The sequence below is a fragment of the Croceibacterium segetis genome (assembly GCF_011320115.1).
In the GTDB taxonomy this organism is placed as follows: domain Bacteria; phylum Pseudomonadota; class Alphaproteobacteria; order Sphingomonadales; family Sphingomonadaceae; genus Croceibacterium_B; species Croceibacterium_B segetis.
Genome location: NZ_JAANOZ010000005.1, coordinates 91,145 through 106,419, shown reverse-complemented (window position 1 = coordinate 106,419; position 15,275 = coordinate 91,145). Strand labels below are relative to the sequence as shown.

Sequence of the window (15,275 nt, the reverse complement as noted above, 5' to 3'; positions counted from 1 at the left end):
CATCCGTGCGGCTCGGCCAACACGACGATGGAGAGAGACGATGCTGCAGTGGGCGGTGATAATTTTCGCAATCGGAGCCATTGGCGGGCTGGTGCTCGCCAGCTCGGTGCTGCGCGGCAAGCTCGCGCCGTGGGCGCTGTCGCTACTCCACGCAGCGCTCGGCGCGACAGGGCTGGTGCTGACCGCTATCGTGGTTTTCGGCGCCGGCGAGACGGCGCCGCAACACGCCGGCCTGGCCCTGCTCCTGCTGGTGATCGCGGCGCTCGGCGGGTTCTTCCTCGCCTCGTTCCACTTGCGCGGGCGACCGGGACCCAAGCCAGTCGTGCTGATCCACGCGGGCGTGGCGGTGATCGGCTTCCTGCTGCTCGCTGGCGGGGCGTTCCGTCTGTTCTGAGGCCTGGGCGATGAAACCCCACCCGATCCATCCCGCGCTGGTGCATTTCCCGCTCGGGCTGCTGCTGACGGCGACGATCGTCGACCTCGCGCATTGGGCCGGACTCTGGACGGAACCCTATTTCGCCGCCTGGCTGATGGCGGCCGGGCTCATCGCCGCGTTACCGGCGATGGCGGCGGGGCTCTACGACTTCGCCAAGCTCGACGAGGCCGTCGTACCGCATGCGCTGCGCCACATGGGCGCGATGGCGCTCTCCTGGCTCGGCTACGCGGTGGCGCTGTACCTGCGGCGCGATGGCCTCATCGCCGCCGCCGATCCCTCGACGGCTAGCCTCGCGATGAGCGTCGCGAGTGCGCTCGTCCTCGGGCTCGGCGGCTGGCTCGGCGGCGAGCTGGTCTACCGCTACGGCGCCGGGCGCATCGACCGCTAAAGGCGCGCAACACAACCGGCAGTGGAACTGTGCGCGATGGCGCGCCATTCTAGCGCCATGCCCGCCGACTTTTCCTGGATCCGAGCCGAGCCCCACGGCATCCACCTCGCGCCGGCCGATTGCTGGATCGATCCCGCGCGGCCGGTGGGGCGGGCGCTGGTCACCCACGGCCACGGCGATCACGCGCGCGGCGGGCATGGCGAGACGATCGCCACCCCGGCGACGCTGGCGATCATGGAGCTGCGCTACCAGACGCGCGAAGGCGCTGCGCCGGTCGAATATGGCCAGACTATCCGCCTGCCCGGCGGAGTCGCCGCGACCTTCATTCCCGCAGGCCACGTACTCGGTTCGGCACAGATCCTTCTCGAGCATGCCGGCGAGCGCGTCATCGTCACCGGCGACTACAAGCGCCGCGCCGATCCGACCTGCCCGCCTTTCGAAGTCACGCCCTGCGACGTGTTCATCACCGAGGCGACCTTCGGCCTGCCGGTGTTCTGCCATCCGCCGGTCGCGCAGGAGGTGGCCAAGCTGACGAAGGCGCTGAGCGATCACCCCGATCGCTGCGTGCTCGTCGGCGCCTACGCGCTCGGTAAGGCGCAGCGGCTGATCGCTGAATTGCGCGCCGCCGGACACCACGCGCCGATCTACCTCCACGGTGCGATGGAACGGATGTGCCGGCTCTACGAGGACTTCGGCGTCGGTCTGGGCGAGCTTCGCCTTGTCGCCGATCATTCGAAGGACGATCTGCGCAGCACCATCGTCGTCTGTCCGCCCGGCGCGCTCAACGACCGCTGGAGCCGGCGCCTGCCCGATCCGATCACGGCGATGGCCAGCGGCTGGATGCGTGTTCGCCAGCGCGCCCGCCAGCGCAACGTCGAGCTGCCGCTGGTAATTTCCGACCACGCCGACTGGGGCGAGCTCACCCGCACCATCGAGGAAGTGAACCCGGCCGAGACCTGGATCACCCACGGCCGCGAGGAGGCGCTGCTGCGCTGGTGCCAGCTCCACCAGCGCCGCGCGCGGGCCCTGGCGCTGGTAGGTTACGAGGACGAGGACGACTAGGTGGAGGAATTCGCCGCCCTCGTCGACGCGCTGGTCTACACCCGCAGCCGCAATGAGAAGCTGCGGCTCATCGCCGAGTACTTGCGCACGACTCCCGATCCCGACCGCGGCTGGGCGCTCGCCGCGATGACCGACGGGCTCAGCTTCCCCGCCGTCAAGGCGAGCACGATCCGCAACCTGATGATGGAGCGCGTCGATCCGGTGCTGTGGGTGCTGAGCCGCGATTTCGTCGGCGATACTGCCGAGACGGCAAGCCTGCTTTGGCCCGAGCCGCAAGCTGACGTCACGCCGCCGCCGAGCGTGACCGAAGCCGTTGATGCGCTTGCCAGCATGACCCGCGTCTCGGTCATGGCCGAGCTGCCGAAGCTGCTCGACCGGCTCGATGCGACGGGCCGCTACGCACTGATCAAGCTCTCCACCGGCGGGATGCGCATCGGCGTTTCGGCGCGCCTCGCCAAGACCGCTTTCGCGCAGGCATTCGGAGTCGCGGTCGAGGATGTCGAGGAATACTGGCACGGGCTCCAGCCACCTTATGCGCCGCTGTTTGCCTGGGCCGCCGACGGCGCGCCCCCGCCCGATTCGGGCGACGTACCGCTCTTCCGCCCGTTCATGCTGGCACACCCGCTCGACGATGTGGTCGTCGACTTGGAAGACTACGTTGCAGAATGGAAGTGGGACGGGATCCGCGTGCAGCTGGTCCATGCGGGAGGCGAAACGCGGCTCTATTCGCGCACCGGCGACGACATTTCCGGCTCCTTCCCGGAAATGGCCGAAGCGCTGACGTTTCCAGCCGTGCTCGACGGTGAACTGCTGGTGCGCGGCTCTCACCAAGGGGGCGCGGCCGGCGGCGCGGCGAGCTTCAATGCGCTGCAGCAGCGGCTCGGGCGCAAGACTGTGAGCGCCAGGATGCTCTCCGAGTATCCGGCGTTCGTGCGGCTGTATGATGTGTTGATCATCGAAGGCGAGGACTTGCGCGAGCTGCCCTGGCACGCGCGCCGGGCCCGTCTCGAGGCGCTGATGCCGCGCCTGCCCTCCGAACGCTTCGATATCTCCGCGGTGGTCGAGGCCAGGCACTTCGAGCACCTCGCCGAAATCCGCTCCGGCGCCCGCGACGAGGCGATCGAAGGACTGATGCTCAAGCGCCGCGACAGTCCTTATGTCGCAGGGCGAAGAACCGGGCTGTGGTACAAGTGGAAACGCGACCCGCTGCTGGTCGACTGCGTGCTGATGTATGCTCAGCGCGGCAACGGCAAGCGGTCGAGCTTCTATTCCGACTACACCTTCGGTTGCTGGGACGGCGATCCCGACACCGGCGCCGAGCTGCTGCCGGTCGGCAAGGCCTATTTTGGCTTCACCGACGAGGAACTGAAGCAGATCGACCGCTACGTCCGCAACCACACCGTCAACCGCTTCGGACCGGTGCGCGAGACCGACCGAAGCCTGGTGTTCGAGGTCGCCTTCGATTCGGTCCACGCCAGCAAGCGCCACAAGTCGGGCCTGGCGATGCGCTTTCCGCGCATTAGCCGCATCCGCTGGGACAAGCCGGCCGAGGAGGCCGACCGGGTCGACGCGCTGCGCGCGCTGATTCGCGACTAGCCAGGCGGCAACTGTACCAGCTTGTCGCGCCCGGTTGCGCCGCGCAACAACCGCAGTCGTGACGTCGCGACCCCGAGGGCCTGGGCGAGCAGCGCCAGCACCGCCTCGGTGGCCTCGCCCTCCTTGGCCTTGGCGCGGACTTTCACCGACAGCACGCCCTCGCTGATCTCGATGGCTTCGACGCGCGCACCGGGCGTGGCACGCACCGCCAGCCGTCCTTGATCGTCGGCCAGCGCGCGGATCGCCTCAGCAGCGGGAAACTCAGCCTTCGGCCTGGCCACGCAGCATGGCCATGTGCCGCTCCGCCAGCCGGCAATAGCGCTCGGTCTGGAAGCGGATCTTCTCGACTTGCGCCTCGTCCTGGGTTCGCAGGAACTTGGCCGGGCGGCCGATCCAGATCTCGCGGGGCGGAATCTGCTTGCCCGGGCTGAGTAGCGCCCCGGCCGCCAGCATCGCGCCCTCGCCGATCCGGCAATCGTCCATCGCCACCGCACCCATGCCGACGAACGCACGGTCCTCCAGCGTGCAGCCGTGGACCACCGCCGTATGGCCGATCACGCAGTCCTGGCCGACGATCGTCGGGCAGCCGTCGGTCTCGGGCCGCGGTCCTTCGACATGGAAGACGCTGCCGTCCTGCACGTTCGAGCGCGCGCCGACGACGATCCGGTGGATGTCGCCGCGCAGCACGCAGTTGTACCAAATGCTCGCCTGCGGCCCGATGGTCACGTCGCCGATGATCCGCGCGCCGGGGGCGATGAAGGCAGTCGCATCGACTTGCGGCACCTTGCCCTCGAACGGCAGGATCGTCGCCCATGGAAAGCGTTCGGCGGCAGTCATGCGGCTTTGGCCCTCGCAGCTTCCCACTCGGCCCGGGCAAGCGAATAGACGATCGTGTCGCGGTCGGGCAAGAAATCGGGGCAGCGGAAATCGAGTTCGGGCCGGCGGTGCATGCCGAGGCGCTCCATCAGGCCCCAGCTCGCGGTGTTTTCCGCGATCGTCAGCGCAATGATGTGCGGCGCTTCGAACTGGTTGAAGCCGGCATCGATCGAGGCGATTGCGGCCTCCTTCGCGTAACCCTTGCCCCAAGCTTCCTGGCGAAAACGCCAGCCCACTTCGAAGTCGCCCATCGGTCCTCCGGCCATGTTGGCGCGCTTGAGGCCGCAGAAGCCGAGCAGCTCGCCGGTGAGATGGCCGCCGTCGCGCTTGCGCTCGACGACCCAGAAGCAATGGCCGTGCTCCTCGGCAACGAGCGGAAGCCGCTCGCGAATCTTGGCTTGGGCTTCCTCGTCAAGCAGACCACCAAGCCAGCGCATCACCGCAGGGGTATTGGTGTGGCGAAAGAAGGGCTTCCAATCCTCATCGCGCCAGTCGCGCAGGATAAGACGCTCGGTCTCGACCCGGAACTCAGGCATGGGCGTCCTGCCAGGCTTCTCGCGTGATCGACCACACCATGGTCGGGTTGTCCTCGTCCGGATAGTCGGGATCGTCGTAATCGAGCTCTGACCGCCTCTGCATGCCGAGGCGCTCCATCACTCGCCAGGAGCCGCGGTTACGCTCCGAGGTTTGCGCGTAGAGGGTTGGCCGGTCGAAGCGGTCGAAAGCCATCGCAACGACAGCCGCGGCAGCTTCGGTCGCGTAGCCATGCCCCCAGCGGTCGGCGCGCAACTGCCAGCCGACCTGGATGCCGCCCTTGAGCCCGTCGGGTGCGCATTCGGTGGCAATCGCAGCTATGCCGCACGTGCCGAGAAACATCGCGTCCTCGCGCATCTCGACCGCGAGAAAACTATATCCGTCCTCGTGCCAATCCCGGTTCAGCTTGGCGAACTTCTCGGCCACTTTATCCGGCGTCTCGATCCCGCCGAGATAAGCCTTGACCTCGGGCGTGTTGAGATGGGTGAGCCAATTGTCGAGGTCGCGCTCCTCCCACAGGCGCAGGTTCAGGCGCGGTGTGGTGAGAATGACCTCAGCCATCGAGCAAGCGGGCCGCGAGCGGCGCGTGATAAGTCAGCACGCCCGCGCAGCCGGCGCGCTTGAAGGCCATCAGCGTCTCGAGCACCAAGGCGTCGCGTTCGCCTGCGCCGGCCGCGGCGGCGGCTTCGAGCATCGCGTATTCGCCGCTTACCTGGTAGGCGAACACCGGCACCTCGAATCGTTCTTTCACGCGGCGGACGATGTCGAGGTAGGGGAGACCCGGCTTGATCATGACGCCGTCGGCGCCCTCGGCGAGGTCCAGCGCGACTTCGCGCAGGGCTTCCTCGGCGTTGGCCGGGTCCATCTGGTAGCTCTTCTTGTCGCCCTTAAGCAACCCGCCCGAGCCGACCGCATCGCGGAACGGGCCGTAGAAGGCGCTGGCGTACTTGGCCGCGTAGCTCATGATCTGGACGTTGGGGTGCCCAGCCATCTCGAGCGCCATGCGGATAGCCTTCACGCGGCCGTCCATCATGTCCGACGGCGCGATGATGTCGGCCCCCGCCTGGGCCTGGTTGAGCGCCTGGTCGACCAGCACCGCCACGGTGTCGTCGTTGACGACGTAGCCTTCCAGGTCGAGCAGACCGTCCTGTCCGTGGCTAGTGTAGGGATCGAGCGCGACGTCGGTGAGGATACCGATGTCGTTCCCGCAGGCATCGCGGATGGCCTTGACCGCGCGGCACATCAGGTTGTCGGGGTTGAGCGCCTCGTCACCTTGGTCGGAGCGCAAGCTCACCGGCGTATTGGGGAACAGCGCAAGGCACGGGATGCCGAGCGTAACCGCCTCCTTTGCCCGCGCGGCGATACCGTCGAGCGACCAGCGCGAGACGCCAGGAAGCGAACCGACCGGTTCCTCGACGCCTTTCCCCTCAGTGACGAACAGCGGCCAGATGAGGTCCGCCGGCGTGAGCACGGTTTCGCGGTAGAGCGCGCGGCTCCAGGCCGTGGCGCGCGGGCGGCGCAGGCGGGTGGCGGGGTAGCTGCCGGTCATGGGCTGCGCTCCTGCCGCAAATCGCCCCCGGCTGCAATCAGCGGTCGGTCAGGAGACCTTCTGCTTGGCGTCGATGCGGTCGATTTCACGGACCGGCTGGCCGGTGGCGATCGGGTCGGGTGTGAGGGGAGTTAGCGCCGCGCCGGGCTGGATTCGCTGAAGCTCGGCGAGCGTGCTGCGAAACGCTGCCAGCTGCGCGCCACTGAGCTGCGCGCGGTTGACGTAAGTAACCGTCGCCGGATTGACCGCCTCCCCGTTCCGGTAGACTTCGAAATGCAGGTGCGCGCCGGTCGACAGCCCCGTCGAGCCGACATAGCCGATCACTTCGCCGCGGCGCACCCGCTCGCCCGGGGTGACCGCGATTCGGCTCATGTGGGCGTAGCCGGTTTCGAGCCCACCGCCGTGGCCGAGCTTGACGAAATTGCCATGCCCACCGTGACGCCCGGCGAATTCGACCGTGCCGTCGCTAACCGCATAGATCGGCGAGCCGTAAGGGGCATGGAAGTCGATCCCGCGATGCATCCGGGTGTAACCGAGCACCGGGTGCCGACGCATGCCATAGCCGGAGGTCTCCCATCCGGGGACTGGGCGCATCAGCCCCTGGCGCGTCTCGCCGACGCCGGAAGCTTCGTAGAACTTGCCGTCGGCGCCCCAACGCATCAGCTGCTTGCGCGGTTTCCCGCCGCGGATCAGCCCGACATACAGCAGCTTGCCCGCCTCGGTCTCGCCGGTGGCGGCGCGCTTGTAGTCCACGATCAGGTCGAACTCGTCGCCGGCGGCAAGGTTGTCGAGGTCCATCTCGCCGTCGAGCGTGCGCAAATACTCCTGCACCGCGCTCGCCGGCGCGCCTGCCGCGCGAGCCGAGCGATAGAGGCTGGTTCCGATGACACCGCGAATCCGCAGAGGGGTGGTGTCGACGGTGATCGGATGCGGCTCCAGCGCCAGACGGCCACCGACGCGCTCGACCGCCAGCTGGAGATCGAAGCGCGCGCGGAAGCTGAGTGAATCGAGCGGGCGCGCCGCCTCGGCCGAAGGCCGCCTGCCGAGCGTGAGATCGATCTGGGTACCTGACGCGATGTCGCCGAGCGGCATCGCGCCCGCAACGAGGCCGGCGATCTGGCCTGCTTCGGTGTCGGAGACCCCGGCGCGTCGGAGCATGCGCTCGAAGCTGTCGCCGACGCCGAGCGTCGCGACCAGGTCGAGCCGCGGACGCTCCGGCGCACCCTTGAGCCGGACGACTTCGCGGGTCGCGCCCATGTGCCTGCCGCTATCGCCGCCGAGGGCTAGCGGCATGATCATCTGGCTGCGGAATTCGTCGCGCGCAGCTTCGTCGATGCGCATCGCCGGCGCGGCCCGGAGGGGAGCGAAATCGGGCCAACCGGCCAGCGCCAGCGCGGTCAAGCCGACCATCGTCGCCGCCCCGCGCAACCACCGCCGCGAGCCGATCTCGCGCGCAAGATCGGGGGCAAATTCGACCTCGGACAAAGCCATCGACGCGCGTTGGCGCCATTGCTCGTAGCGCTCGGCAAGCGCGGCAAAGCGAAAAGTCTTGCCCGGTAGCGGATCGCCGAGGATCTGCGCGTGCGACAGCGCCGCGGCGCCGCCATGGGCGCCGTGATGCGATACGTCGCTTGCGCGGTCCTTGAACAACTGGGCCCTCCCAAGCGCCACGCCGCAGGCGCGGCGCCGCACGATCCGCCGGTTTCGTGAGCGAAAGGGATGCGAGAATAAAGTAAATTTCCACTTAATCCGGTGAGACGAATCCGTTGTGCGACAACCCGTTGCGGAGGGTTGCGAGCGGGCCGCGCAGCCGCCACATTCGCCCAATAGTGAGCGCTTACGACACCGACAGCCGGGTGCGCGCGGTCCTCGGGCCGACCAACACCGGCAAGACCCACCTGGCGATCGAGCGCCTGTGCGGCCATTCGAGCGGCGCGATTGGCTTTCCGTTGCGGCTGTTGGCGCGCGAAGTCTACGACAAGGTCCGGGCGCTCAAGGGCGACAAGCACGTCGCTCTGATCACGGGCGAGGAGCGGATCGAGCCCGAAGGCGCGCGCTATTTGCTGTGCACCGCCGAGGCGATGCCGCGCGACGGCGGGGGCCGCGCGTTCGTCGCGCTCGACGAAGCCCAGCTCGCCGCCGATCCCGAGCGCGGGCACGTGTTCACCGACCGGTTGCTCAACGCCCGTGGTCGCGAGGAGACGATGCTCCTCGGTTCGGCGACCCTCGAGCCGATGGTCCGCGCGCTCGTGCCGCGCGCGCAGATCGAGGACCGGCCGCGCTTCTCGACGCTGACCCACGCTGGATCGACCAAGCTCAGCCGCCTCCCGCCGCGTTCGGCCTTGGTCGCCTTCTCGGCCGAGCAGGTCTACGCGATGGCCGAGATGCTGCGCCGCTTCCGCGGCGGCGCGGCGGTGGTGATGGGCGCGCTGAGCCCCGAGACTCGCAACCGCCAGGTCGAATTGTTCCAGTCGGGCGAGGTCGACTATATTGTCGCCACCGATGCGATCGGCATGGGGCTGAACCTTGACGTCACCCATGTCGCCTTTGCCTCGCTCAGCAAGTTCGACGGCCGCCGGCAGCGACGACTGACCCCGGCGGAGATGGCCCAGATCGCGGGGCGTGCGGGCCGCCACCATCAGGACGGGACCTTCGGGACATTGAGCAGCGGCAAAGGCGGTGGAAAAACCGAATTCGCCGAGGAAGAAATCTACGCAATCGAGGAGCACCGATTCGCGCCGCTGACCCACCTGTTCTGGCGCGAAGCCGAGCCGCGATTCGACACCATCGCGGCGTTGGTTGCCGACCTAGAGGCCGGTCCCGGCGTGGAATCGCTGGTCCCCGCGCCCGAGGCGATCGACCTGGCCGTGCTCAAGCGCCTGGCCGAGGACCCGTTGGTCGTCGCTGGCGTCGCGACGCCCGGGCTGGTCCGCCGTCTGTGGGAAGCCTGCCAGCTGCCCGACTTCCGCCAGCACGGGCCCGACGCTCACGCCCGCTTTGTTTCGAGGCTGTGGCAGGACTTGCGCGACGGCTATCTCGGCGCCGACTATGTCGCCGGGCGCATCGCCGAACTCGACCGCACGCAAGGCGACATCGACACGCTGCAAGGCCGGATCGCGGCGATCCGCAGCTGGGCCTACATCTGCCAGCGGCCCGACTGGGTGCTCGCGCGTGACGAGATGGCTGCGCGCGCCCGCGCGGCCGAGGCTCGGTTGTCCGACGCCTTGCATCAGCGCCTAACGGAACGTTTCGTCAATCGCCGGACCTCGATACTGATGAAGACCATGGGCAAGGATTCGGCATTGCTGCGTGTGGCGCTCGACGAGCACGGTCACGTCACCGTCGAGGGCGAGCCGATCGGCCACCTCGAGGGCTTCCGCTTCGTCGTCGACGCGCTCGCCGGCAGCGAGGAGCGCAAGCTGATGCTCGCCGCGGCGGAGAAGCACATGCCGCGACTGCTGGCGGAGAAGGCGCAGTGGCTTGTGGCGAGCGAGCTCGGCGATCTCACCATCCGGAGTAGTAAGGTGATGCGCGGCGCGCAGGTCGTCGCCACGCTCGAGCGCGGCAAATCGCGCGCGCGGCCGCGGCTCGTGCTGGCCAAGGAACTCAATGTCCTCGAGCCGGTCCACCGCGCGCGGCTGGCCGAGGCGCTCGAGCTGTGGTTCGATGCGGCCCTGGCTCCGCTTGCTCCCTTGCGTACGATTGCGGTGGCGGCGCTCGACATGACGGCCGGGCCGGAAGTGCGCGCTCTGCTGCTTACTCTCGTCGACCGCGCCGGCACCGTGCCCCGCGAGAGCGCCGGGCTTGCTGTCATTCCCAAGGAGAAGCGCCCGCTGCTGCGCCGTCTCGGCGTCACCATCGGGGCGCTCGACGTGTTCGTGCCGGCGCTGCTCAAACCGGGCCCGCGGGCGCTGCTAAAGGAAATCGGCGCCGACGCCCGGCCGGTTCATGCGGCGATGGACGCGGTCATCGCTGGCGGGAAAGCGTTGCCGGCCGGCTATCGGCGGGCGGGAAATCAGGCCATTCGCGTCGACATGGGGGAAAAGCTCTTCCGCGTGGCGCACGAGGCGCGGACTGCGGCGGGGGCGCGTTCGTTCAGGCTTGACCCAGCGCTCGCGACGTCGATGGGGCTGGCGCCGGACAACTTCGTGCGGCTGATGCGCGATGCAGGCTTCCGTCCGGGAGAGCCGCGCAAATTGCAGGAGGGCGCACTCGGCCCGCCGGCCCCGGTGTCGTGGAGCTGGCGCGCGCCGCGCAAGGATCACACACCCGCACCACGTGACAGCGGTCCGCCGCCCGCGGGCGGCGCGTTTGCCGGCCTGGCGCACCTGCTAGGCTGAATGCGGCTCGACCGGCTGCTGTGGTTCCTGCGCTTTGCCAAGACGCGAAGCGCGGCGCAGCGGTGGATCGCCGAGGGACATATTCGCCGCAACGGCGAACGCGTCACCCGGCTGGATCAACCCATCCTCGTGGGGGACGTGCTGACTCTGCCCTTTCGTTCGCGCGTGCTGCCGATAGAAATTCTTGCCCTGCCCGCCCGTCGTGGACCGGCGGAGGAAGCCTCTGCGTGCTACCGCCCGCTTGACGCTGCCGGGCGAGCGCCATAGCACGCCGGAAACGGCGCCAGAGAAGGGAACCGCGAGAGCCATGACCTACGTCGTCACAGACGCCTGCATCAAGTGCAAGTACACCGACTGCGTCGAGGTCTGCCCGGTAGACTGCTTTTACGAAGGCGAGACGATGCTGGTGATCAATCCCAGCGAATGCATCGACTGCGGCGTGTGCGAGCCCGAATGCCCGGCCGAGGCCATCCTCCCCGACACTGAAGGCGGGCTGGAGACCTGGCTCGAGCTCAACACGAAATATTCGGCCGAATGGCCGAACATCACCGAGAAGAAGGACCCGCCCGAAGACGCCGACGAGCACAAGGGCGAAGAGGGCAAGTTCGACAAGTACTTCACGCCGGAGCCGGGTGAAGGCGACTGAACGGGCGCGGGCGATCCGCGCCGATTGATTCAGGTTGACCTGCCGAAATGCCGCCCCGCGCCATGGGGGTGGTAATTTTGTTGCGAATCTGCTATACGATCGTCGCAACTGCCGCAGTTATCCCCAGCTGGCAGCGGTTTGGATAAGCAGGAGCCCCCGCTCAACGTCTTCGAAATCCCTGGAGGGGTCGCCCGCACCGATCGTGCGGCCTCGAACGGGATGACGCTTGGGTAAGTTCTTGCCGCAGAAAGGAATATTGAATGGCTGCGAATGCGCCCGCCTTCGACGTCGGCGATTATGTCGTTTACCCCAAGCACGGTGTCGGCCGTGTGATCGAGCTGCAGAAGGAAGAGATCGCCGGCATGCAGCTGGAGCTCTATGTGCTCCGTTTCGAGAAGGAGCGGATGACCCTCCGCGTGCCGGTCAACAAGGTCGAATCGATCGGCATGCGCAAGCTTTCGAGCGACAAGACGCTCAAGGAAGCGATGGAGACGCTCAAGGGCAAGCCCAAGGTCAAGCGCACCATGTGGTCGCGCCGGGCGCAGGAATACGAAGCCAAGATCAACTCGGGCGACCTGGTGTCGATCGCCGAGGTCACCCGCGACTTGTTCCGCCCCGAGGATCAGCCCGAACAGAGCTATTCCGAACGGCAGATTTTCGAGGCCGCCTCAAGCCGCCTCGCCCGCGAACTGGCGGCGATGGAGAAGACCGACGAGCCGACCGCCCTCGGCAAGATCCTCGACGTGCTGCGCAAGTACGCGCCGCAATATTACGAAAGTGCGGCCGAAGAGGTTTGACGCTCGCTGGCTAACGTTTGAGGGGCCGTCCGGGCGACCGAGCGGCCCTTTTGCTTTGGCCCTTCGTCTGTCTGGCATCGCGGTCGGTCGAGTTGGAGATTGCTACATTTGTAGCGCATCGCTACACCTGTAGCGTCAAATCTTCAGGAGATTACTCGATGAACACCTTTCGGTCCCTGATCGCGGCCCTCGCGCTGGCGGCCTGCGGCGGCGCGGCACTCGCGGCGCAATCCGCTGCGGTTGAGCGCAGCTACCCGGTCGGAGCATTCCACAAGGTCGCCGCGGCGGGTGCGAACCTGGTCATCGTTCGGGTCGGCGGGGCACCTTCGGTGCACGCAACCGGCCCGGCCGAGACTCTCGACAAGATGGAAGTTGTGGTCGATCGGGAGGGCCTGCAGATCCGTCCGCGCCGGCAGTACCCCCGCAACTTCGATTGGCGCGGGCTCAAGCCGGCGACCTACACCGTGACGCTGCCGCGGCTGACCGACGCCTCGCTTGCCGGGTCGGGCGACATGCGGATCGACCGCGCCGAAGGCGACCGGTTCGCCGCGTCAGTCGCCGGCTCCGGCAATCTTGACATTGCCGCGCTCCGCGTCGCTCGGGCGAACTTCAGCATGGCCGGCTCGGGCAACTTGACCGCTCGCGGCAGCGCCACCCGCGCCGACCTTTCGGTTGCCGGTTCGGGCAACGTCAAAGCGCGCGGTCTCACCAGCCGTACCGCCGCAGTCAGCATCGCCGGATCCGGCACTGCCCAGCTCACTGCCCGAGAGACGGCCGACGTCTCGATCATCGGCAGCGGCGATGCCGAGATCGCCGGGGGCGCGCGTTGCACCGTGTCGCGCATCGGCTCGGGCCGCGCCCACTGCGGCGGCTGAGGCCGTCGGCCAACCGCCAACTTCGCCCGACGAAGGCGATTGAGCCGTCACCTGTTTTTGTGTATTAGGGCGCTAATACACGATCGACAGGAGGACCCCTCATGGGTTTCAAGCACGTGCTCAAGGCGGTCGCCCCGGTGGTCGCGCTGGCGATTGCCGGCAGCCTCGCCGGTTGCGACAAGGCCAACGTCAACTTCAACGGCGAGGAAGGCAAGGCGCTCGCCGACCTCGACCTCTCCGGCGAGGCGCCGAGCGAGGTAAACCTGCTCGGCCCCGACATGGTCGACATCCGCGATGGTGAAAAGCTGGCCATCCAGGTCGAGGGCAGCGACGAGGCCAAGGAGCGGATGCGCTTCGTGCTCAAGAACGGTTCGCTCGGCATCCTGCGGCAGAACGGCACCTGGGGTGACAACCAGACCGCGACCGTCATCGTCACGATGCCGGCCCCCGCCAAGCTCAACGTGGCCGGCTCGGGCCGGATGACTGCCGCGTCGGTTTCCGACCAGCCCGAAATCAACGTCGCCGGTTCGGGCACGCTCGAGCTGGCGAGCGTCAACGCCAAGAAGCTCGAGATCAACATCGCCGGCTCGGGGTCGCTCAAGGCCGCCGGGACCACGGACAAGCTCGAGCTTAACTTGATGGGTAGCGGCAGCGCCGACCTGAGTGCGCTCAAGGTCGGTAGCGCCAACGTCAACGTCGCCGGCTCCGGCGACGCAACCTTCGCTTCGGATGGCGACGTGAACGCCAACATCATGGGCTCGGGCGACGTGACCGTTAAGGGCCGCGCGCGCTGTAAGGTCCATACGATCGGTTCGGGCAGCCTGGTTTGCGAAGGCGGCAGCGAAGAGACCGACAAGGCCGCCTGACGGTTCATTGACCGCTCACCCGGCGGGGCGCATGGCCCGGCTCCGAAAGGATCGCCATGCGCCCCGCCTTGCTTCTCGCCCTTGTCTTGCCGCTTACGCTCGGCGGCTGTCTCGCCAAGACGGTGGTCGATGTCGCCACCGCGCCGGTCAAGCTCGCCGGCAAGGGGATCGATCTCGCCACCACCAGCCAATCCGAGGCAGACGAGAAACGCGGCCGCGCGCTGCGCAAGCGCGAGGCCAAGCTCGGCGAGCTCGAGCGAACCTACGACCGGCAGAGCAAGGCTTGCGTGAGGGGCAACCAGGGCGCGTGCGACCAGGCCAGGACGACTTACGACCAGATCCAGGCGCTGCTTCCGACGGTGCCGGTCGAAACCAGGCGCTAGGCGGCCGCCCTCCTGAGGCGGTCGTTGATCGCCGCGCCGATGCCTTGGTCCGGGATCGGCGCCACGGCGATCCGCGGCCGGCCGGATCGAGCCGCGTCGTGCAAGCACGCGTAGAGACGTGCCGCGGCTTCGGCGAGATCGCCTGAGGGCGATAGGCTGCAGTCGCCCGCAGACGCCCCGAAGCCGATCAGGAACTCATCGCTCTCCGCGCCCGACGCATCGAGCCGCAGCGGCTTGCCCGGTGAATAGTGCCGCGCGAGCTGCCCCGGCGCTTCGATCCGGCCGGGCGTGACTGCCATGGCGTCACCTAAGACCGCGGCCACGACGGACTCGGCGATCGGCCCCGGGCGGAGCAGCTGCCATCCCTGCTCGCGCAAGGCGACGATCGTCGATTCGAGCCCTTGCTCGCAAGCGCCGCCGTCGAGAACCGCGGGAGTCTCACCGCCGAACGAAGCGACCACGTGCTCGGCCGAAGTCGGGCTGACCGAGCCGCTGCGATTGGCCGACGGGGCGGCGAGCGGCAGATCCGCTTCGCGCAGGACCGCCTGCATCAGCGGATGCGCCGGCATCCGCAGAGCGATTGTCGGCAAGCCTGCCGTGACCGCGGGCGCCAACGGAGCGCCTTCGCGCAAGGGCAGAACCACCGTCAGGGGGCCGGGCCAGAAGCGCTCGGCGAGCAGGCGCGCCCGATCGTCGAACTCGGCCAGCTGCTCCGCCTGGTCGAGACTGGCCACGTGGACAATCAGGGGATTGAAATCCGGGCGTCCCTTGGCGCGGTAGATCGCCGCGATCGCTGCCTCGCTGTCGGCGCGGGCGGCGAGGCCATAGACGGTCTCGGTCGGCAGCGCGACCAGCCCCCCGCCGCGCAGGATCTCGGCGGCGCGGGCGATCCCGGCGGCGTCGGGGGCAAGCATCATGCGCGCCGCG

General features: G+C 68.0%; 18 protein-coding genes. 11 read left to right on the top strand and 7 right to left on the bottom strand.

All coding sequences use genetic code 11. The features are described 5' to 3' along the window. Window positions 1-40 precede the first annotated feature (40 nt). From G7B69_RS07555 to G7B69_RS07540, 4 genes are read left to right on the top strand one after another with little or no spacing between them, the layout of a single operon-like run. Entirely contained in the window at window positions 41-394 is a 354-nt protein-coding gene (locus G7B69_RS07555) for a hypothetical protein (RefSeq protein ID WP_166177773.1), read from the top strand. A 10-nt stretch (window positions 395-404) separates the two neighbouring features. Further along, window positions 405-824 carry a DUF2231 domain-containing protein gene (locus G7B69_RS07550; protein WP_166177771.1) on the top strand — a complete coding sequence of 140 codons (420 nt, stop codon included), beginning with the start codon at window positions 405-407 and terminating at the stop codon, window positions 822-824. 57 nt (window positions 825-881) lie between these two features. Continuing rightward, a complete protein-coding gene (locus G7B69_RS07545; RefSeq protein ID WP_166178098.1) occupies window positions 882-1,886 on the top strand; it encodes a ligase-associated DNA damage response exonuclease in 1,005 nt (334 codons plus the stop codon). Then, window positions 1,887-3,482, top strand: coding sequence for a cisplatin damage response ATP-dependent DNA ligase (locus G7B69_RS07540; RefSeq protein WP_166177769.1), 1,596 nt, complete (start codon window positions 1,887-1,889; stop codon window positions 3,480-3,482). On the opposite strand, the gene G7B69_RS07535 is transcribed toward G7B69_RS07540, so the two are convergent. From G7B69_RS07535 to G7B69_RS07510, 6 genes are read right to left on the bottom strand one after another with little or no spacing between them, the layout of a single operon-like run. Further along, on the bottom strand, window positions 3,479-3,763 hold the full coding sequence (locus G7B69_RS07535; RefSeq protein WP_166177767.1) for a DUF167 domain-containing protein: 285 nt from the start codon (window positions 3,761-3,763) through the stop codon (window positions 3,479-3,481). The two genes, G7B69_RS07540 and G7B69_RS07535, sit on opposite strands and share 4 nt — an antisense overlap. After that, window positions 3,744-4,319 (bottom strand): gamma carbonic anhydrase family protein, encoded by a 576-nt coding sequence (locus G7B69_RS07530; protein ID WP_166177765.1) that lies wholly within the window; start codon window positions 4,317-4,319, stop codon window positions 3,744-3,746. Before G7B69_RS07530 ends, G7B69_RS07535 begins: the two co-directional genes overlap by 20 nt. Beyond that, a complete protein-coding gene (locus G7B69_RS07525; RefSeq protein ID WP_166177763.1) occupies window positions 4,316-4,894 on the bottom strand; it encodes a GNAT family N-acetyltransferase in 579 nt (192 codons plus the stop codon). The genes G7B69_RS07530 and G7B69_RS07525 overlap by 4 nt, the downstream gene beginning before the upstream one ends. Further along, window positions 4,887-5,453, bottom strand: coding sequence for a GNAT family N-acetyltransferase (locus G7B69_RS07520; RefSeq protein ID WP_166177761.1), 567 nt, complete (start codon window positions 5,451-5,453; stop codon window positions 4,887-4,889). The genes G7B69_RS07525 and G7B69_RS07520 overlap by 8 nt, the downstream gene beginning before the upstream one ends. Continuing rightward, a complete protein-coding gene (gene hemB / locus G7B69_RS07515; RefSeq protein ID WP_166177759.1) occupies window positions 5,446-6,441 on the bottom strand; it encodes a porphobilinogen synthase in 996 nt (331 codons plus the stop codon). Before hemB ends, G7B69_RS07520 begins: the two co-directional genes overlap by 8 nt. Window positions 6,442-6,489: 48 nt before the next feature. Continuing rightward, window positions 6,490-8,091, bottom strand: a complete 1,602-nt coding sequence (locus tag G7B69_RS07510) for a M23 family metallopeptidase (protein WP_243415067.1) — start codon at window positions 8,089-8,091, stop codon at window positions 6,490-6,492. 179 nt (window positions 8,092-8,270) lie between these two features. Here G7B69_RS07510 and G7B69_RS07505 point away from each other — a divergent pair, with 179 nt between their 5' ends. The 7 genes from G7B69_RS07505 to G7B69_RS07480 all read left to right on the top strand — a co-directional run bounded on the left by G7B69_RS07505 (window position 8,271) and on the right by G7B69_RS07480 (window position 14,348). After that, a complete protein-coding gene (locus G7B69_RS07505; protein WP_243415066.1) occupies window positions 8,271-10,781 on the top strand; it encodes a helicase-related protein in 2,511 nt (836 codons plus the stop codon). Beyond that, entirely contained in the window at window positions 10,782-11,048 is a 267-nt protein-coding gene (locus tag G7B69_RS16695) for an RNA-binding S4 domain-containing protein (protein WP_207785975.1), read from the top strand. A gap of 40 nt (window positions 11,049-11,088) precedes the next feature. Further along, window positions 11,089-11,427 carry a ferredoxin FdxA gene (fdxA, locus tag G7B69_RS07500; protein ID WP_166177757.1) on the top strand — a complete coding sequence of 113 codons (339 nt, stop codon included), beginning with the start codon at window positions 11,089-11,091 and terminating at the stop codon, window positions 11,425-11,427. Between the two features lie 260 nt (window positions 11,428-11,687). Next, the gene (locus G7B69_RS07495) at window positions 11,688-12,224 is read left to right on the top strand and encodes a CarD family transcriptional regulator (protein ID WP_166177755.1); all 537 of its coding nucleotides are present in this window, start codon (window positions 11,688-11,690) and stop codon (window positions 12,222-12,224) included. A gap of 158 nt (window positions 12,225-12,382) precedes the next feature. Beyond that, a complete protein-coding gene (locus tag G7B69_RS07490; protein ID WP_166177753.1) occupies window positions 12,383-13,099 on the top strand; it encodes a head GIN domain-containing protein in 717 nt (238 codons plus the stop codon). A 101-nt stretch (window positions 13,100-13,200) separates the two neighbouring features. Then, entirely contained in the window at window positions 13,201-13,965 is a 765-nt protein-coding gene (locus G7B69_RS07485; RefSeq protein WP_166177751.1) for a head GIN domain-containing protein, read from the top strand. A gap of 86 nt (window positions 13,966-14,051) precedes the next feature. Next, complete coding sequence (locus tag G7B69_RS07480; protein ID WP_341479172.1) at window positions 14,052-14,348, top strand: hypothetical protein; 297 nt, start codon at window positions 14,052-14,054, stop codon at window positions 14,346-14,348. Here the strand turns inward: G7B69_RS07480 and G7B69_RS07475 are convergent. Then, window positions 14,345-15,265, bottom strand: a complete 921-nt coding sequence (locus tag G7B69_RS07475) for an L-threonylcarbamoyladenylate synthase (protein ID WP_166177747.1) — start codon at window positions 15,263-15,265, stop codon at window positions 14,345-14,347. The two genes, G7B69_RS07480 and G7B69_RS07475, sit on opposite strands and share 4 nt — an antisense overlap. Window positions 15,266-15,275 lie beyond the last annotated feature (10 nt).